Origin of the sequence: Arenicella xantha (assembly GCF_003315245.1) — a bacterium.
Classification (GTDB): Bacteria; Pseudomonadota; Gammaproteobacteria; order Arenicellales; family Arenicellaceae; genus Arenicella; species Arenicella xantha.
Genome location: NZ_QNRT01000004.1, coordinates 121,940 through 140,624 on the forward strand (window position 1 = coordinate 121,940; position 18,685 = coordinate 140,624).

General features: G+C 47.0%; 12 protein-coding genes and 2 tRNA genes. All 14 read left to right on the forward strand.

Annotated elements, in window-relative coordinates; genetic code table 11:
• The first annotated feature begins 175 nt into the window (after positions 1-175).
• The 14 genes from DFR28_RS14210 to pnp all read left to right on the forward strand — a co-directional run bounded on the left by DFR28_RS14210 (position 176) and on the right by pnp (position 18,582).
• Positions 176-1,144 (forward strand): sulfotransferase family protein, encoded by a 969-nt coding sequence (locus tag DFR28_RS14210; RefSeq protein ID WP_113955044.1) that lies wholly within the window; start codon positions 176-178, stop codon positions 1,142-1,144.
• 116 nt (positions 1,145-1,260) lie between these two features.
• Positions 1,261-2,694, forward strand: coding sequence for a hypothetical protein (locus tag DFR28_RS14215; protein ID WP_147251026.1), 1,434 nt, complete (start codon positions 1,261-1,263; stop codon positions 2,692-2,694).
• Between the two features lie 11 nt (positions 2,695-2,705).
• Positions 2,706-4,457, forward strand: a complete 1,752-nt coding sequence (locus DFR28_RS14220) for a carbamoyltransferase family protein (protein ID WP_113955256.1) — start codon at positions 2,706-2,708, stop codon at positions 4,455-4,457.
• Between the two features lie 9 nt (positions 4,458-4,466).
• Positions 4,467-5,468, forward strand: a complete 1,002-nt coding sequence (locus DFR28_RS14225) for a hypothetical protein (RefSeq protein WP_113955046.1) — start codon at positions 4,467-4,469, stop codon at positions 5,466-5,468.
• A gap of 117 nt (positions 5,469-5,585) precedes the next feature.
• Positions 5,586-5,676 (forward strand) — tRNA-Ser (locus DFR28_RS14230).
• Between the two features lie 159 nt (positions 5,677-5,835).
• Positions 5,836-5,912, forward strand: a tRNA-Met gene (locus tag DFR28_RS14235).
• Positions 5,913-6,358: 446 nt separating this feature from the next.
• On the forward strand, positions 6,359-6,829 hold the full coding sequence (rimP, locus tag DFR28_RS14240; protein WP_113955047.1) for a ribosome maturation factor RimP: 471 nt from the start codon (positions 6,359-6,361) through the stop codon (positions 6,827-6,829).
• 35 nt (positions 6,830-6,864) lie between these two features.
• Positions 6,865-8,400 carry a transcription termination factor NusA gene (gene nusA, locus DFR28_RS14245; protein WP_113955048.1) on the forward strand — a complete coding sequence of 512 codons (1,536 nt, stop codon included), beginning with the start codon at positions 6,865-6,867 and terminating at the stop codon, positions 8,398-8,400.
• 57 nt (positions 8,401-8,457) lie between these two features.
• Positions 8,458-11,253 carry a translation initiation factor IF-2 gene (infB, locus tag DFR28_RS14250; protein WP_113955049.1) on the forward strand — a complete coding sequence of 932 codons (2,796 nt, stop codon included), beginning with the start codon at positions 8,458-8,460 and terminating at the stop codon, positions 11,251-11,253.
• A 42-nt stretch (positions 11,254-11,295) separates the two neighbouring features.
• On the forward strand, positions 11,296-11,655 hold the full coding sequence (rbfA, locus tag DFR28_RS14255; protein WP_113955050.1) for a 30S ribosome-binding factor RbfA: 360 nt from the start codon (positions 11,296-11,298) through the stop codon (positions 11,653-11,655).
• Between the two features lie 145 nt (positions 11,656-11,800).
• The gene (locus DFR28_RS14260; RefSeq protein WP_113955051.1) at positions 11,801-14,929 is read left to right on the forward strand and encodes a hypothetical protein; all 3,129 of its coding nucleotides are present in this window, start codon (positions 11,801-11,803) and stop codon (positions 14,927-14,929) included.
• 15 nt (positions 14,930-14,944) lie between these two features.
• Positions 14,945-15,847, forward strand: a complete 903-nt coding sequence (truB, locus tag DFR28_RS14265; protein ID WP_113955052.1) for a tRNA pseudouridine(55) synthase TruB — start codon at positions 14,945-14,947, stop codon at positions 15,845-15,847.
• 213 nt (positions 15,848-16,060) lie between these two features.
• A complete protein-coding gene (gene rpsO / locus DFR28_RS14270) occupies positions 16,061-16,330 on the forward strand; it encodes a 30S ribosomal protein S15 (RefSeq protein ID WP_113955053.1) in 270 nt (89 codons plus the stop codon).
• Between the two features lie 167 nt (positions 16,331-16,497).
• Positions 16,498-18,582: a polyribonucleotide nucleotidyltransferase gene (gene pnp, locus DFR28_RS14275; RefSeq protein ID WP_113955054.1), complete on the forward strand. Its 2,085-nt coding sequence runs from the start codon at positions 16,498-16,500 to the stop codon at positions 18,580-18,582.
• The last annotated feature ends 103 nt before the right edge of the window (positions 18,583-18,685 follow it).

Genomic DNA, 18,685 nt, shown 5'->3' on the forward strand with positions numbered 1-18,685 from the left:
TGCGCGCCAGGCTGTTGCTTGACACTTGTTTGTTCTGGACTTCTATGTCGCACTGGAGAGAGTCAAACAGCAGTCTATGGTGACGGTATCGCTATTTCGGTGTGATGGCTTTAGCTAGTTTAAAGGTGCTTGTATTGATAAACTGTATTTATATCAATCGCTCGAACGAATCTAAATGAAATATATAAAAGCAATAATATGGAAGGTGCGATCGCTTGCCTTGCGTTGTTTAAATATTTTTTTAAGTTGGGTGTATAAATATCCGCGATTTAGCAAAGGCCGCAATATTGTCTTCTTTGTCGGTCATGATCGCTCAGGGTCGAGTTGGATTAGCGGAATGCTTGGTAAAGCCGCAAACACTCTCTACGTATATGAGCCAATAAATGAAGACGCCAGTTTTGTCGGCGACTTTAATTTATACAACACCTGTCTTGCACCTGGGGAGCGCTCCCAGAAGCATGAAGATATTTTTGATCTGGCATCTTCTGGGTTTGGAGTTAATACTGTGCCCTTTAATAAAATAGCACGTAAGCTCTTTTCAAACCCGACGGTGATTATCAAGGAAGTTGGCGGCATGTTATTGGGGGAATGGTTTCAGCAACGTTACGGCGGCCAGGTGGTTTTGCTTACTAGGCATCCGGCCCCAGTAGTGCTGTCTAATATGAAAATGGGTTTGGCTAATGCGGATAAATGGCTGGCGGCGATGAGAGCTGACCCGGATTTGTATGCCGATTTTTTGTCTCGTTATGATTTTGAATCTTTGGGTGAAGATGATGTGGTTACTAAGTTCGCTATTGTCTATTGCGTACGTTACTTAATGGCTTTCTCGCAATGCCACGAAAATTCGGATTGGGTACAAGTTAACTACGAAGATTTTTGTTTGAATCCAGAGTTAGAGTTTGAAAAATTGTTCACCGCCTTGAAGTTGGATTTTTCAGAATCAATTCGTCAGCATATAAAGGAAACTAGCGAAGTTGATAAGTCTGAATTCTTTTTTGGCACGTCGAGAAAGTCTCGGCGGATGCTGTATAAATGGCATCAGGAGTGTTCCGCTGAAGATGAGCGTAAAATTCGTGAAGTTCTGCGAGCCTTTGACTTTCCAATGTACGCAAATGATCGAGACTGGCAACGTAAGCTTGTGTGAATAAATGTATCGGGGAAATTCTATACCTAGTAAAAGTGATATTATTCCCCTGTTACTATCCTGCTCACGTGGTAAATGACTGCATGTGTCGAGGGGTTTGAATGCGCTAGCGCTATGTGCGTAGCGTTAAGATCGGCAAAAATCTACGGCACAGTGTTTCGATGGTTGTTATTTTCTTTATTTTACTGGTGGTTAGTTGCTATTTCAGCTTCACGCGCGACTATGGGGTTCTGAAATATCTGTTGATTATTGGCTTTCTGCAAGATCCTGTTCGTAAGCTTATACCTGGTGAGCCGGTTTATATGACGGTAATGGTAGGGGCCATAGTGGTGTGCGCCTTAGCAAGGCTGCTGATTACCAATCGGGCGATCATTACTGAGCCTTTTGACCGCTGGAACGCGTCATTGTACGCTCCGGTTCAAGTCTATTTGATATTGATTGCAATACAGTTTGTGCATTCCTTGGTACGTTATGGTCAGCCGATAATTCCTCTTCTGGGAATGATTTTCTATACGGCGCCATTGGTTGCTATATCGATTGCTTACTCGCAGTTTGATCGTTTCGAGCGCGTAAGGGTTTTGCTTAGAATGTACTGTGCCTTTGGGGCTATTGTTGGGTTGACGGTGGTGTTGTCATTTATGGGGGTCGAAAGCGCCCTTTTTGGTGAAGTCGGCGAAGGCCTGACCATCTATGATCAGGGCACGATTCTAAAGGCTTATGCAGGTTTGATGCGAAGCTCAGAAGTGGCTGGTTGGCATCTGGGCGCAAGTGCTTGTTTTTTACTTATTCTCCTCACAGAGAAGAGCAATTTTAAGACGGTGGCGGTCACGGCCGCCGTTATTTTGCTTTTATTAACCGCTATTGTACTAACTGGCAGACGCAAAATGATTCTTCAATTTGTGGTATTTGCTGCGTTATATTTTCCATTCCTTCGAATCTATCAGCGTCGTGCCGCATCCGGCTATTTTATAAGTGTCGTCGTTGGTGGTTTTTTTGCGTTTATATTGTTTCTAACCTTGCTGCCATTGCTTGGTGGGTCTCAATTTGAGCTTTATCTAATGCGTGGTAGCAGTGTGTTCGGTGATGCAACTGGGCGATTCGAAGAGTTAGGTATGGGGTCTTTAGGGTGGGCGATTAATCAATTTGGCGTGCTGGGTGGGGGGCTGGGTGTGGCCGCCCAAGGTGCGCAACATTTCGGTGGCGCGCTAGCTCATGGCGCCGCTGAAGGCGGCTTGGGCAAAATAGTATCTGAATTGGGTGTGGTGTCACTAGCTTTAATCGCTTGGTTGCTGTACGCCATGGCTATGCATGTGCATAAATGCTTATCGCTGATCTCTCAGGTGTTGCCTGATAAATTACCTTTTTCGGTCGGTGTCGCTGTGTTTGCGGCATCAAATGCGCCGACTTTCATTGTTGCGTCGCAGGTTTTTGGAGACATGTTTATCCTTCTCGTTATCGGCTTGATGGTGGGTTTCTTGTTTGCAATTCCTAAGCTTGTTAAGTTCGAGCTCGAGAAGCGAAGTGCACAATTACATAAATCTATTAATTGAAATTATTGCGAATGAATATACTGGGACTTAATGCCTTTCATGGTGACTCTTCTGCTTGCCTGTTCGTTGATGGTGTGATGGTCGCCGCTGTGGAGGAGGAGAGATTTCGCCGGATCAAGCACTGGGCGGGATTTCCGAGTGAGTCGATCAGGTTCTGTCTTGATAAGCAGGGGCTGACTTTGTCTGATGTGGATGCAATCGCAATTAATACAGACCCTAAGGCCGCGCGCTGGAAAAAAATCGGATTTGCGTTATCTGGTAAAGCGTCGATGGCGCTGGTGCGTGAAAAAATACTGGTTCGAAATAAGCGTAAAGGTATTGCCGAGCATTTGTCTGAGGCTTTCCCAGATCAAGTTTTTAAAGGGAAAGTTGAGTACGTCGAGCATCATTTGGCGCATTTTGCATCGGCGTATTCAGTGTCGCCTTATTCTGAGGCCAGTATTATATCGGTAGATGGGTTTGGTGATTTTGCCAGCGCCGCGACTGGCTTTGGTCGAGCAGGGGAGCTAACCATTGCACGGCGGGTTCACTTTCCGCATTCCCTTGGTATTTTTTATCAAGCGTTGACGCAGTATCTGGGGTTTTATCACTACGGGGATGAGTACAAAGTCATGGGGCTCGCGCCATATGGTACGCCGCGCTTTGCCGATAAAATGGACGAAATATTGCACCATACCGAAGACGGCTTGTTTGAGTTGAATTTGCGCTACTTTCAGCACCATCGCTCTCCAATTGGTTATGAGTGGGACAATGCATCCCCTAAGGTCAGTCAACTTTTTTCAGATTCGCTTCCTGAATTACTTGGTCCGATTAGAAGCGCTGAGCAAGAGTTAACACAATTTCATTGCGATATTGCGCGGTCGATTCAGGATGCTTATGAACGGGCTTTTTTTCATATGCTCAATACCATGCATAAAGCGCACCAGACTGACAACCTAACTATTGCCGGTGGATGTGGTATGAACTCGGTTGCTAATGGAAAAGTGCATTTAAATACTCCATATAAGAATATCTACGTCCAGAGTGCGGCGGGCGATGCGGGCGGGGCGATAGGCGCAGCTGTGGTTGCGACCCAGCGGGCTGGTCGTCAGGTCGATTTTGACATGTCACATTCTTACTGGGGGCCTGAATATGATGCGTCTACCATAAAGTCATTGTTAGCGGCCAACGCGGCGGCTTTGGAGCAGCAGGGATGCTGCGTTAACTTGGATGTGTCTGACGATGAGTTAGTTGATCAGGTGAGTAGCTTTATTATTGATGGTCAAGTCATTGGGTGGTTTCAGGGCGCGATGGAATGGGGGCCGAGAGCATTGGGTAATCGGTCGATACTGGGTGATCCGCGTCGAGAAGATATGAAAGATATCTTGAACCTCAAAATAAAACGTCGTGAATCGTTTAGGCCATTTGCGCCGTCTGTTTTGCGCGAGCATGTTGAGGGCTGGTTCGAGTCTGATGCCAATGTGCCATTCATGATGAAGGTGTTTCAGATCAAAGAAGCGCAACGTGAGAGGATTCCTGCTGTTGCCCATGTTGACGGTTCCGGCCGTTTGCAAACGGTTACTCCAGAGGGCAATCCACTTTACTATCAATTGATTCAGGCGTTTTTTAAAAAAACTGAGGTGCCGATGCTGCTTAACACGTCATTTAATGAAAATGAGCCGGTGGTCTGCACGCCGCAACAAGCGCTTGATTGTTTTTTACGGACGAATATGGATGTGCTGGTATTAGGTTCGCAGTTAATTACACGAACGCCGTTAGGCTGAGGAGATAAAATGGGTTGGGGTGAATATAGTTTGGTATTTGTCGTTTCGGCAAGTGCTACTTTTTTGATGTCGCTTGTGGCGGATAGGGTTGGCCTAGTCGCTGTCCCAGGCGAGCATCGAACGCATACGCATACAACGCCTGTGGTCGGCGGTGTGGGTATCTTTGTGGGTGCGCTGCTGGGTTGGTACATAAGCGCAATACCATTGTCGGGTGTTGGGCTCTGCTTCATTCTATTGTTTGTTGTTGGTGTTCTAGATGATCGCTTTGCTTTGCCTTCATGGTTACGGTTGTTGGCACAGGGTGGGGCGGCGTACCTGATGGTGGAGCTGACAGGGGTTAGACTAATATCGCTCGGGTATATATGGTCCGCTGAGAATGAGATGTTGTTAGGTGATGGCGCTTCGTTGGTTTTGACTATTTTTGCCACTATTGGCGTTATTAACGCGATTAATATGTCAGACGGTATGGATGGTCTGGCGGGTTCACTCGTATTGTTAATTTTAGGTGCGCTGTTTTACTTGGGTGCTTACCCTAACGAGTTGGTGGTAGTAAGCATGTTCAGTGTTGCTGGTTTTCTGGTTTGGAATCTGCGGCTATTTAGACCTAGGGCTCGAATATTTATGGGGGATGCTGGATCAACAGTGCTTGGTTTGCTGCTTGTATACCTGTTGATCTCTAATTCACAGTCGCCAGGCGGCTTCCCGCCAGTCACGGCATTGTGGTTATTAACTTTGCCATTGATTGATGCGGTGGCCGTGCTCTTTCTAAGACCGATGCGTGGCCAGTCTCCGTTTACTGCGGATAACGTTCACTATCACCATTTGATGTCGGGGCGCGGTTTAACCGTCAATGCAATTCTCGCTTTGGTGTTGGCCATACAGTTACTGGCAATGTTGGTGGGTCTTATAATGTGGCGGACTGGCCTACCTGAGAGCATTCAAGTGTTGGCTTTCCTTCTAGTTTTCGCATTCTATTTTTGTCTGCTCGCTTGGCTCACTCGAAAAAAGTAGCGGTAGCCCAGTTTTACTGCATAAGATCGAAATTTAGTTTCAAAAAGGGATTGTCATGATTATCAGTCTCAGTTAATATGCGCGCTCGATTCAGACAGCACTGAACACATTTGTATTGGAGAGGTGGCAGAGCGGCTGAATGCACCGGTCTTGAAAACCGGCAAGGGTTAATAGCCCTTCGTGGGTTCAAATCCCACCCTCTCCGCCATAATTTTGTGCTGTATCGCAGTTGCGTTTTATTGCAATTGGTTGATTTCAATTATTTCATTGAGACGAAATTTGTTCGTTAATATTTAATCGTTGTTCTGGTTGAAATGGGTGTTGTAATACAAGTTCGTTTTGTATAAGATACGCCTCCACTTGATGTTGCGGGGTGGAGCAGTCTGGCAGCTCGTCGGGCTCATAACCCGAAGGTCGTAGGTTCAAATCCTGCCCCCGCTACCAAGTGATTTAGTGACAATCTGAGCAACTGCTCGCTTAGGTTTAACGCGCTAAATCAAGCGGTGTTTGAGTATCGTTTTCGATGCTCCACTGTTACCAAACTGGTTTGAACAAAGTTGTGCTTCATTGAAGTCGACAGTGATCAAGCTCACTGGAAGCCCCGCTTATGCGGGGTTTCGTGTTTTTATCGCAGCCAATAGTGAGAGTGCGTGTGTTACGCAGTTTGTCGTTTATTGGTGAGTGCAATTTTATATTGGCGAGTTTATTGTGAATTAAACTTTTGACTCTGGTTCAGATAGATTAAGTTGATTGGTCTTTTTAAGGCAAATCGATGTTCAATCGGCTGGGCCATTCTTGCGATAATCTGAGGTGACTTTAATGAAGTCGGCCTTATGCGAAGGTGAGCAGTGCTCGCCTTTTTTTATTTTTGAAATGAGATTTATTTTGACATGGCGTTAACCGTCCAACATATCGAAGATTCGTTGCAACCTGGTGCTGATGCCCTGGGTTATGAATTGGTGGCCGTTGAAATTAGTGGCGGCGACACATCTATTTTACGAATCTATATTGATTCGCCGAGTGGCAAAGGGGTCACAATTGATGATTGTGCTAAAGCAAGCCGTCAGTTCAGTGCAATATTAGATGTGGATGACCCTATCTCAAGTCGCTACACCCTTGAGGTGTCATCACCCGGTATGGATCGGCCGCTGGCCAAGCCACAACATTTTCAGGCTGTGGTAGGGCAAGACGTTAAAATTAGAATGAACACCTTGGTTGATGGACGTCGCCGGTTTACCGGTGAGTTAGTCGAAGCGACCGATGAGTTTGCTGTTGTTGAAGTTGACGGCGAACAAACAGAATTATTGTACTCAGAGATGGACCGTGCACGCTTAGTGCCCGTCTATGGTTCTGATATTTAACACTATTTACTTTATACACATAGAGAGCTAGAGAAATGGCAAGCGAAATTTTAATGATGGCGGAAGTGCTGTCTACAGAAAAAGCGGTTGATAGAAACGTGATTTTTGAGGCAATTGAAGCTGCCTTGGCGACCGCGACTCGCAAACGCCATCGCGAAGACATTGAAGTGCAGTGTGTAATTGATCGCAAAGACGGTTCTTATACACCTTATCGCGTGTGGGAAGTGATTGAAGATGATGCCGAGTTGGAATTCCCATCAAAGCAGATATGTATCAGTGCCGCCAAAGAGCATGACCAAGATTTGGTTGTCGGCGAGTTTGTTAAAGAAGAATTAGAAGCCGTTCCCTTTGGGCGAATTGCTGCGCAAGCGGCTAAGCAAGTGATCATGCAAAAGGTGCGTGAGGCTGAGCGTAATAAAATTAGTGAAGAATTTGAACCTCGTGTTGGTGAGATGCTGTCAGGTGTTATAAAGCGCCAAGAACGTGGTGACACCATTGTTGATTTAGGCGGAGTTGAAGCATTGTTACCGCGTAACCGTACGATTCAACGCGAAGGCCTCCGTCCAGGAGATCGTGTTAGAGCGATTTTAAGCGAAGTTAAGCAAAATAATCGTGGGCCGCAGTTGGTGCTTGATCGAGTTACCCCGCAATTAGTTTTAGCGCTATTCCGCACTGAGGTGCCGGAGGCCAGCGAAAATATTATTGAGATAGTTGGCGCTGCTCGCGACCCAGGTTTGCGTGCCAAGATTGCGGTTAAATCGAACGACAGTAAAGTTGACCCAGTTGGTGCGTGTGTGGGGATTCGCGGATCGCGCGTTCAAAGTGTATCCAATGAGATCAACGGTGAGCGAGTTGACATCATTAAGTGGTCAGAAGATCCTGCGCAGTTCGTGATCAATGCGTTAGCGCCAGCCGAAGTCGAGTCTATTATGGTAGACGAGGACAAAGGTGCGATGGACGTCATTGTGGATGAGTCTCAGTTGTCTTTGTCAATTGGCCGAGGCGGCCAAAACGTGCGTTTAGCGAGCGAGTTGACCGGTTGGGACATCAATATCATGACTTACGAGCAAGCTAATGAAAAGCTTGAAGAAGAGTCTTCAGGTGTGCGTGAAATGTTCATGGCTAAGCTGGATATTGACGCAGATGTGGCCACAATTTTGATTCAAGAAGGTTTTTCAAGTCTCGAAGAGGTTGCTTATGTGCCGCGTGAAGAGATGCTTGAAGTTGAAGAGTTTGATGAGGCATTGGTCGATGAGTTACGTCAGCGTGCTGATGATGCCTTGGTTACCTTAGCAATTCAGAAAGAAGAAATGCTCAAGGGCGCTGATCCAGCCGATGATTTACTCGGTATGGACGGCATGGACGAGACGACTGCTAAATTTTTAGCAATCAACAATATTAAAACAATGGAAGATTTGGCTGAAGCAGCGACTGATGAGTTGCTCGAAATTGAAGGCCTTAAAATCTCCGAAGAGCGCGCTCAAGAGTTAATTATGATCGCGCGTCGTCCTTGGTTCGAAGAAATGGGGATTGACCCCGATGCGGAAGAAGAGGTTGAGGAGAGCGCTTAAGTAAGCCTCCAGTAAGCCATAAACCTCAACATCATAAAAAATTAGAGAATACAGAGTATGTCTACAATTACGATTAAAGCGTTTGCTGAACAAATTGGTATAGAGCCTGAGCGCCTTGTTAAGCAGCTCGGTGATGCCGGTGTGGCCGGCAAGTCTGTCGAAGACTCATTGCGCGACGAAGAAAAGCGGCAACTACTAGAATTTTTGCGTGGTGGGACTGCAGCAGCGTCCGCTGCGCCAGCGGGTCGCGGCAAGATTACTCTGAAGAAAAAGACCAACTCTGAGATTCAGCAGACTACCAAAACAGGCATGGCGCGAACCGTTCAAGTTCAAACTAAACGTCGCCGGACCTTTGTTAAGCGCGAAGTGTTGGAGCAAGAAGAAGCTGAGCGGCAAGAAGCTGATCGTCTTCGCCAACAGACTGAAAAGGCTGAGGCTGAGCAGCAACGATTAGCGGCAGAAGCTGAGGCTGAGCAGGCTCGCATTGCAGAGGAAGCTAAGCGCGAAGAGGCTGAAAAAGCGGCTGAAGCAGAGCGTGTTGCGGCTGAACAAGCAGCGGCTGAAGCAGCGCAAGCCGCAGCAAAATTAGCATCAGAAAAAGCCGCTGAAGCAGAGACTGAGGTCGCGAAAGTTGCTGAGGTTGAAAAAGTTGTTGAGGCCAAAACTCAAACGGTGTCGAAAGCTGAACCGAGTGCTGATGAGCCAAAGGCTGCTACTGAACCGGCTAAGCCGAGTGCGGCCGAGCCAAAGAAAGTAGCGGCGGAAAAGCCTGCACCAGCTAAAGTAGAAGCGCCTAAAGAGCAGCCTAAGCCTAGACGTGAAGTGGCTATGCCATCCATCATTCGTAAGGCGAGTGAGCGCAAACGCGTGTCTCCGATTATTAAGCAAGCTGAGCCAAAACCAGTGGTCGCACCTGTGGCCACCGAGAATAAAGCGGGCAAAGGCAAAGGTAAGCGTAAGCCATTTGCTGGTCGTGAAGAGCTGCATGTCGCTGGTGGCCGTCGTCGTCAAAAAGGCGGTAAACGTCGTCCTTCGAACATTAAGTCAAGCGTGTCAGATCAACACGCGTTTGAGAGACCAGTTGCGCCGGTAGTGCGTGATGTACAAATCGGTGAAACAATTAGTGTTTCAGATTTGGCTGCGCAGATGTCAATTAAGGCCGCTGAAGTGGTTAAGGCATTGTTTAAAATGGGCACAATGGTGACCATCAATCATACGCTTGATCAAGACACAGCGATGCTAGTGGTTGAAGAAATGGGCCACAACCCTGTCGAATCTCGGCAGAGTGATCCAGAGGCTTTTTTGTCGGCTAATCTCGCAGTTGAAGTTGACGAGTCTACCTATGAGCCGCGTTGCCCTGTTGTTACGGTAATGGGACACGTCGATCATGGTAAAACATCATTGCTCGATTATATTCGTAAGGCGCGTGTAACCGATGGCGAAGCCGGTGGTATTACGCAACACATTGGCGCCTATCAAGTGCAAACCAGTAATGGTCAAATCACCTTCTTAGATACTCCAGGTCACGAGGCGTTTGGTGCTATGCGCGCCCGTGGAGCGCAAGCCACCGATTTAATTATCTTAGTAGTGGCGGCGGATGATGGTGTTAAACCGCAGACAATCGAAGCGATTAAGCATGCTAAAAGTGCTAATGTGCCGATTATTGTGGCCATTAATAAAATGGATAAAGATTCCGCTGACCCAGATCGAGTTAAGCAGGAATTGGCTAATCAAGATGTAATTCCGGAATCTTGGGGCGGCGACGTCATGATGATTCCTGTGTCTGCACATACCGGGTTAGGCGTTGAAGAATTGCTTGAGTCAGTAGCGGTGCAATCGGAGCTGCTTGAGTTAAAAGCACGTCCGTCTGGCAATGCATCTGGTTTAGTGGTCGAAGCTCGATTAGACAAAGGTCGTGGTGCGGTTTGTACAGTATTAGTACAACACGGTATTTTGAAATACGGTGACATTGTCTTAGTTGGACAAGAAACTGGTCGTATTCGTGCCATGGTTGACGATGCAGGTAACACCATCAAAGAGGCTGGTCCATCTAAGCCTGTTGAGATTCAAGGTATGAGTGGTGTGCCAGCGGCTGGTGATGAAATGATCGTGGTAGATGATGAACGTAAAGCGCGCGAAGCGGCAGAGTTTCGCCATCATAAAGATCGTGAGTCACGTCTTGCTCGTCAGCAAGCGGCTAAGCTTGAGAATATGTTCTCGCAAATGGGCGAAGGCGAAGTCAAAAACGTTAACGTACTCATTAAAGGCGACGTACAGGGCTCGATTGAAGCACTTTCTGAGTCCTTGAATAAGTTGTCAACGGACGATGTGAAGGTAAGTGTGGTGCACGGAATGGTTGGCGCTATTAATGAATCCGACGTGAACTTAGCTATGGCATCCTCAGCCGTCATTATTGGTTTTAATGTACGTGCCGATGCACAAGCACGTAAGTTGGCTGAACAAGAAGATGTACAAATTCGCTACTACAGTATTATTTACGAAGTCATTGATGATGTTAAGGCGGCGATGGAAGGCTTGCTTGATCCAGAGATTCGTGAAGATGTTATGGGTCACGTCGAAGTTCGTGAAGTGTTTAAAGCTCCGAAAATCGGCACCATCGCAGGCTGTTATGTTACAGAAGGCGTGGTGAAACGAAATGCGCACGTGCGAATTGTGCGTGACAGTGTGGTGATTTTTGAAGGTACGATTGACTCCCTGCGTCGATTCAAAGACGATGTTTCGGAAGTTAAGATGGGCACAGAGTGTGGTATCGGTGTAGTTAATTACAGCGACATCAAAGTAGGTGACCAGCTTGAAATCTTCGAGAAGACTGAGGTGAAGGTTACTCTGTAAACAGAGTTAGCCATTAATTCAGCGCTAAAAATCGGATAGGTTATGCCAAAAGAGTATGCAAGAAGCGAACGTGTAGCGCAGATGATTATTCGTCATCTGGCGGTGATTCTGCGCAATGACGTTAAAGACCCACGAGTATCTAGCTTGACCGTGACCGATGTTGAGGTCACTAAGGATCTACGTCAGGCTAAGGTATTCGTGACGACGCTTTCAGACGACCAAGTCGATATTGCTGACACCATGGAGGCTGTTGATAAAGCCAATGGCTTTCTACGGAGAGCCTTGGCCGCCGTTATTGATATGCGACATTGCCCGAGCCTGATTTTCAGCTACGATAATTCGATTTCAGAAGGTGCACGAATGTCCGCCTTAATTGATAAAGCATTAAATAAACGCGATTAGTTCGTGCTAGTCCGCATTGGTCACCTTTAATTTGACCAGAACCAATAGATCGCAGATTATGTCTGCTTGAGTCAAACGGTGTCTTAGTGTTATTTTCGACGGTGGAAAATAACGATACTAATAATGACAATCCATTGGGGTATGAATGTCTGACTCGGCTAAGCGGTTTGCAGTATATAGCGTGGGCGCAAGCCTGCCAGGGTTTACCGCTACAGATGTAGCGAGGCACATCGCCCACAATACCAGTCGAACACCCGCATCGATTCAAGCCCGCCTTCTTAGTGGGCGCGCGCAACGCGTAAAAAGTTTCCCAACTCTCGAAAAAGCGGAAGTCGTGTGCCAGCGCCTGCGATCGATTGGGTTGGACGCTGTGATTCGAGAGTTGTTGGTGGAATCAGAGCTCAGTGAACACGCCTCTTTTATTATTCCGAATACCGATTCGCCTCTGATCTTGTCAGACTCATCGTCACCGCCAAGTTCAGACTCGCTACCAATGCATCGTGACGAGGTGCAATCATCAGCGCCGAAAAAATCATCGCGCAAAGGGCTTTACCTAACTGTTGGTATTGTTGCGCTTGCCGCTATTGGTGTGTTTGGCGCGATGTATTGGTGGTTTAATCCACCTCTCTCTCGATTGGCCAGTGAGGCGGAGCGAGCCATGTTCGATAATGGCGAACCGGGCTTGGTGATCGCCGCAAATCTTGATCAAATACGCAAACTTGCTAATTTTGCTGATGCCGACGCGGTGCCGATCACGACATACATGTCGAGTAACAATACCTTACTCGGTACGCTAGCGGGTTCCAAGCAATTATTTGAGAGTAGCAATCACCTTACCGTGCGAATTAGCGCTGATCAGTCGCGCTCCGCAGCGGATGCTGCATCCAAGTCCAAGGTGATGGCAATTGTCAGTGGTGAATTCATTGAATCCGATGTTATATCTGTCTTAGAAAAATTTTACAGCGTAGAGAAGGCCGGCGATAAAACGTATCAACTTAGTCGAACTAAGGAGTTATTTGAGGGCAATATATGTCCAATTGATCCAAGTTTGTCGAGCACGGCCGAGACTCGCGTTATTCGGTTTTCTGGTGAGCATTTATTAATTGCTGACGATGTATCGGCGTTAGCCAGCCTTAATTCGTCGCTGGATAGTCCGGGTTCTGCTAGCGCTGCGGCTTACTCGTCTTGGGAAGCTTATCGAGGAACCGCGCTGATAGCAGCCCAAATGAGTAATTTTGCTGCGCTTCGTGATGACTTAGCTTCGCGAATGTTGCTCGGCGCATTAGGCGATCCGAAGAGCGTAGAGCAAATCGGAGTGCGAGTTGATTCCGCTCCACTATCTCGTGGTATAGCGGTTTCGTTAGATGTGATTAGCCCGAATAATTCAATGCTAGATGAATCAGTGCAAACAATTCAACAAAGCATCGCCGAAAAACGTACTCAATACAGTCAGTCTCATCCGTCGGCAGTGGCGCTTTTATCACGTTTCGAGGTAGAGGCTGATACTGGCATGCATTTGCGATTGACATTGGATTCAGGGCTACTTGCTGAGGCGAACTCGCTGTTTAGTGAACTAGGCTCGATGGTGTTTGGCGGAGGGGCGCTAACCATGGGCTCGCCTTCGGAAGAATCACTAATGGAAGCGGTTTGGGATTTCTCACAGAATCAGCAATTTGTCGAAGAAAATCCCTTTCAGTTGGGTTCTTTCGATAAGTACCTGCCGGCCACTAAGCAAGGTGGTCAAGCGGTGTTTGTGGGCGGAGTTGGACTCAAACCGATTAATTCATTTGCAAGCGACGCATGGGCCGAAGATCTAGCGCTGCAACTTGAGTTAGTAGCCAAGCGCATGGGGCCTGTTTTGCCTGCTGGTCAAACGTTTGAAGGTGACGTTAGCGACTCTGGGATGGAATATTCTTTGCAGCTTAAGGACGTGCTCAATAAGCAAGGTCAGTCGATACTACGTGATGAACACTGTCTAAGAGGGGCGGCGTTTGGCGGGCGAAATCATGAACTGGCAGAGAGTCATCAATACCAAGCCGGGGTATTCGAGGTGCGCAAATCCGTGCGTTTGACGTCAGGTACACAGATCGCAGATATTGGTCAAATTCAAGGCCAACTTTCATTTCGGGTGCCCACCGAGGTGCAGTCAACTGTGTTGTCGATGCGGGGCGAGAGAATGTTTGAGTACGAAGGCACGGCATTCCGCTTGTCTGATATTGAAGGCGGTTCGGTACAGTATTCGATCGATGGCGATGAGTCTAAAATTGTTGCCTTACGTGCCCTAAATGCGGATGGAAACGTGCTGCGCTCACAGGGCAAGATGACGTTCGGAGACAGTACCGCACAGAGTTTTGCTGGTGCGGTCGACTCGTTGCAAGTTTTCTATAGTGTTAAGACTGATGAGCAATTACAGGACTTCGATTTTGATTTTCAGTCGCCAGTCAAAGTGTCTACTGAAAACGTTGCTTATAGTCAGAGCGCTGCGCCAAGCACTGTAGTATTCACGCCTTCGGATCTTGTGTCGTTAGAAAAGCGGCTAGATATCAACGCCATCACGGCCAAGGATCAAGCATCTATCGAAGATCAATTCAAATGGGCAAAGCTGTCAATTTCAGGCCAAGGCGAACTTGGTGTTGGCATGGCGAGCACATCATCATCGTTAATTTACTTTTCGCATGATGCCAAAGCTACGTGGAACAAGCAGTTGTCTGGTAAGGTGATTGTGCCGCATGTACAATCGGTCGCCGCCAATTCCGATTCGGTGTTTTTGGACCTTACGGTTGATGGTGTCGAGCTTACAAACAACCCTGTTTCGTTTTCGAAATTCACGGTTAATGGTCAAGTTCGACCAAGTTTGGGGCTGCAAGCTGGTGATTATGATTTAGGCAGTTTCCAAGTGGAGTTGCCTGATGGAATTGAGCGCTTAAAATCGATCAAAGGTGTGCTTCGCTATGAAATTCCGACCGCGGTATCACAACGACCAATTATCTTTTCGCAAGGTCAAGCGCCCGCTAGTGTGTTGAAGCTGCTGGGCTATGAGTACGGCTGGAATACCAAGATGCGGTTTCAATTGGCGCATAAAGTGCCAGGCTTGGCTGCGGCATATTTAGAGTTGTCGGACGGCCGGATTGTCAGCGCAAATATTCTTGAAATCAGTCATGATGTTTTAGAGTTTTCGGAGATAGGTGAGCCTCGAAAAATGACTATTATGAGCATTGAGTCAACTAAAACCATTGCTGAATCTTTTGAGTTGGCACCTAACTACAGTTATTAAGGACAGAACAAAATAATGAAGAAGGCGCAGTACCGTTCGATAAAACTGGATTTGCATGGCGTTATCCTGTTGGATAAACCCACTGGAATGAGCTCAAATAAAGCTCTCCAGCAAGTCAAAGGTCAGTTTCATGCCCGCAAAGCTGGGCATACTGGAAGCCTTGATCCCCTCGCGACTGGTTTGTTACCGATTTGTTTTGGGCAAGCCACTAAAGTGGCTGAGTATTTTTTGAATTCTCATAAAAAGTATTCTACGGTCATTCGCTTAGGGCAAACTACCGACACGCTAGATGCGGATGGAGAGTTGCTTGAAACTCGGTCTGTGGATTTCTCTGATCAGCAGCTTGATGATGCACTAGAGCAATTTCGCGGCCCGATACAGCAGGTGCCACCGATGTTTAGCGCACTAAAGAAAAACGGTCAGCCGCTGTATAAACTGGCGCGTAAGGGCGAGATTGTAGAGCGCGCACCGCGTGACATGACGGTGCATAGTTTGTTGGCTGAGCGTATCGACGAAGCGCACCTAAAACTCGACGTTCATTGCTCCAGCGGGTTTTATATTCGATCGCTAGCTCATGACTTAGGACAGGTGCTAGGTTGCGGTGCGCATGTTAAGACGTTACGACGTACTCACATTAAAAGCATTTCAGTGGAAGACGCTCTATCGTTAGATGATATTAACGAGGCGACGCTGGAGTCCGTTCTATTGCCGATAGATTCGTTGCTCCAAGGCTTTCCGCAATTGGAAATATCTGACTCACAGGCGACTAGCTTGTTGGAAGGTCGAATGACCAATGCCGGTGGCTTGAAAACCGATGGTATTGCTCGGTTGTACCGACAAAATGGCGAGCTATTTGGCGTCGGTGAGGTTCTGCCAAGTGGTGTTCTTAAATCCCATAAAAAGTTTGTAACTAGCTAAATTGGCGGTTCTGTAATTCAAAATTACCTTTGTGCACCTAAGAGTGATTAGTTTTGGTGTGAAAACCGACATTTTTCAGTAATTTAAGGGTGATTTTTGCTCTTAACGGGTTAGAATACGCGCCTTGTCGAGTATTGCGCTCGATAAGCTTCTTGCTTCGGTTTCCACCCTTCAGGGAATTGAGGTTCAAAATAATTTGAAGAGGATTAGATTATGGCATTAACAGCCGCAGACAAAGCTGCCATCGTGGCAGAGTATCAAGTAAAAGAAGGCGATACAGGATCTCCTGAGGTTCAAATCGCATTACAGACAGCTCGCATTAAAGACTTGTCTCCACACTTCAAAGAGCACATCCACGACCATCACTCGCGCCAAGGCTTATTGCGTTTGGTAAACAGTCGTCGTAAATTGCTCGACTACTTGAAAAAGAACGATGTTGAACGATATCGTTCACTTATCAAGCGTTTAGGCTTGCGTAAGTAATAATTGGTTTTGCGAGGGCCTTATCAAATGATAAGGCCCTTGTTTTTTGAGCTGCTTGTATTGCGATTTCCGTTTAATGGTCATCGGCATTGAAGTTCAAAAATGGTAGAGAAGCCCAATCGCAATAGGGCGTGCGGGGAAGATATAAATTTAATAGGTAATAATGTATGTCAAAGGTAACAAAAACCTTTCAGTTTGGTGAACACGAGTTCAAATTAGAAACCGGCGAGATCGCTCGCCAGGCCGATTCGGCCATCATCGCCAGTTGCGGCGATACCACAGTTATGGTCACGGTCGTCAATAAGATTTCCGGTGAGCCTAGAGATTTCATGCCCCTAACGATTGATGTCGAAGAACGCACATATGCGGCTGGCAAAATCCCAGGTGGCTTTTTTCGTCGAGAAGGGCGTCCTTCCGAGAAAGCAATTTTGACGTGTCGACTAATTGACCGTCCATTGCGTCCGTTATTTCCAAAAGGTTTTGGTTATGATGTGCAAGTTGTCATAACAATCGTATCGATCGACCCTAATATCGATACTGAAATCGTTTCTTTGGTCGGTGCCTCAGCGGCGTTGGCGACCTCAGGGATTCCGTTTAATGGCCCAGTAGGCGCTGCTCGAGTTGGTTATATCAACGGTGAGTACGTACTTAATCCGACCATGGACCAGCTTGAAGGATCAGATCTTGATCTGGTTGTTGCTGGTACTGAGCACGCAGTGCTAATGGTTGAGTCTGAAGCTAATATTTTGGCCGAAGAAGTCATGTTAGGCGCGGTGATGTACGGTCATAAAGAGTCGCAAAAAGCGATTGCAGCGATTAAAGAGTTGGCCGCTGAAGTGGCTAAACCAATGAAAGAATGGACGCCTCCTTCTGAAGATACGTCAGTGACTGCGAAAGTAGCCGAGATCGCTAAATCTGCACTTGAAGAAGCGTTTTCTACTGCTAGCAAGGTTGAGCGTGTCGCTAAAATTTCGGCAGCACACGGTGATGTTTTATCAGCGTTAGTGAACGAAGACTCAACGGTTGCTGAAATCGATGCGGTTAACGCAGCGTTCAAAGGCTTAGAGAAGAGCATTGTTCGTGGCCGCATTATTGCAGGCGAAAAACGTATCGATGGTCGTGATACCACAACAGTTCGACCGATTGCCGTTCGTACTGGCGTTTGGCCACGTACACACGGTTCGGCTTTGTTTACGCGTGGTGAGACCCAAGCGGTAGTATCCGCAACGTTGGGAACTGAGCGTGACGCACAGCGAATTGACGCCTTAGAAGGTGATATCACTGATCGATTTATGTTGCACTACAATTTCCCTCCTTATTCAGTAGGTGAAACTGGGCGCGTTGGCTCACCTAAGCGTCGTGAAATCGGTCATGGCCGTTTGGCACGTCGCGGTGTTGCCGCTGTGTTGCCAAGTGCTGAAGAGTTCCCTTACGTTATTCGTGTTGTATCGGAAATTACTGAGTCAAATGGCTCTAGTTCAATGGCTTCAGTATGTGGATCATCGCTTGCGATGATGGACGCTGGCATTCCAATTAAGGCTCCAGTAGCTGGTATTGCGATGGGCTTGATTAAAGAAGGCGATAACTTTGCGGTGCTGACTGATATCTTAGGTGATGAAGATCACTTGGGCGATATGGACTTCAAAGTAGCTGGTACGCCTGAAGGTATTACCGCGTTGCAAATGGACATTAAGATCGACGGAATTACCGAAGAGATTATGACTCAAGCGTTGTCACAAGCTAAAGATGCCCGCGTGCATATTTTAGGCGAAATGGCTAAAGTCATATCTGAGCATCGTTCTGAAATGTCAGATCACGCTCCGCGTATTATCACGTTCAAGATTAATCCAGATAAGATTCGCGACGTTATTGGTAAAGGTGGAGCGGTTATTCGCGCGTTATGCGAAGAAACCGGTGCGACTATTGATCTAGAAGACGATGGTACAGTGAATGTGGCATCGGTTGATGGTGCAGCAGGTGCTGAAGCTCGTCGTCGTATTGAAGAGATCACAGCGGATATCGAAGTCGATCGCGTTTACACTGGTAAAGTGGTCAAGATTATGGAGTTTGGTGCGTTCGTTAACGTATTGCCAGGCAAAGATGGTCTTGTGCATATTTCGCAGATTTCAGATGAGCGCGTTGAAAATGTCGCTGATCATTTGAAAGAAGGTGATGAAGTGACAGTTAAAGTCCTTGAAGTAGATCGTCAAGGTCGAGTACGTCTGTCCATGAAGGCTGTTGATAACGGTTAAGCGTTAACAATAACCATCATGAAAATGATGTCAGCCGGGACTAAGTATTGCTAAATTAGCGACTAATTTACCGACTAAGTCACTGCTGCATCATTGTAGAAAA

Excerpts from the sequence above, each read along its gene's own strand:
- pnp (WP_113955054.1), top strand. The coding sequence starts at position 16,498 with ATGTCAAAGGTAACAAAAACCTTTCAGTTTGGTGAACACGAGTTCAAA.
- rpsO (WP_113955053.1), top strand. The coding sequence starts at position 16,061 with ATGGCATTAACAGCCGCAGACAAAGCTGCCATCGTGGCAGAGTATCAA.
- DFR28_RS14210 (WP_113955044.1), top strand. The coding sequence starts at position 176 with ATGAAATATATAAAAGCAATAATATGGAAGGTGCGATCGCTTGCCTTG.
- DFR28_RS14225 (WP_113955046.1), top strand. The coding sequence starts at position 4,467 with ATGGGTTGGGGTGAATATAGTTTGGTATTTGTCGTTTCGGCAAGTGCT.
- rimP (WP_113955047.1), top strand. The coding sequence starts at position 6,359 with ATGGCGTTAACCGTCCAACATATCGAAGATTCGTTGCAACCTGGTGCT.
- truB (WP_113955052.1), top strand. The coding sequence starts at position 14,945 with ATGAAGAAGGCGCAGTACCGTTCGATAAAACTGGATTTGCATGGCGTT.
- rbfA (WP_113955050.1), top strand. The coding sequence starts at position 11,296 with ATGCCAAAAGAGTATGCAAGAAGCGAACGTGTAGCGCAGATGATTATT.
- infB (WP_113955049.1), top strand. The coding sequence starts at position 8,458 with ATGTCTACAATTACGATTAAAGCGTTTGCTGAACAAATTGGTATAGAG.
- nusA (WP_113955048.1), top strand. The coding sequence starts at position 6,865 with ATGGCAAGCGAAATTTTAATGATGGCGGAAGTGCTGTCTACAGAAAAA.
- DFR28_RS14260 (WP_113955051.1), top strand. The coding sequence starts at position 11,801 with ATGTCTGACTCGGCTAAGCGGTTTGCAGTATATAGCGTGGGCGCAAGC.
- DFR28_RS14220 (WP_113955256.1), top strand. The coding sequence starts at position 2,706 with ATGAATATACTGGGACTTAATGCCTTTCATGGTGACTCTTCTGCTTGC.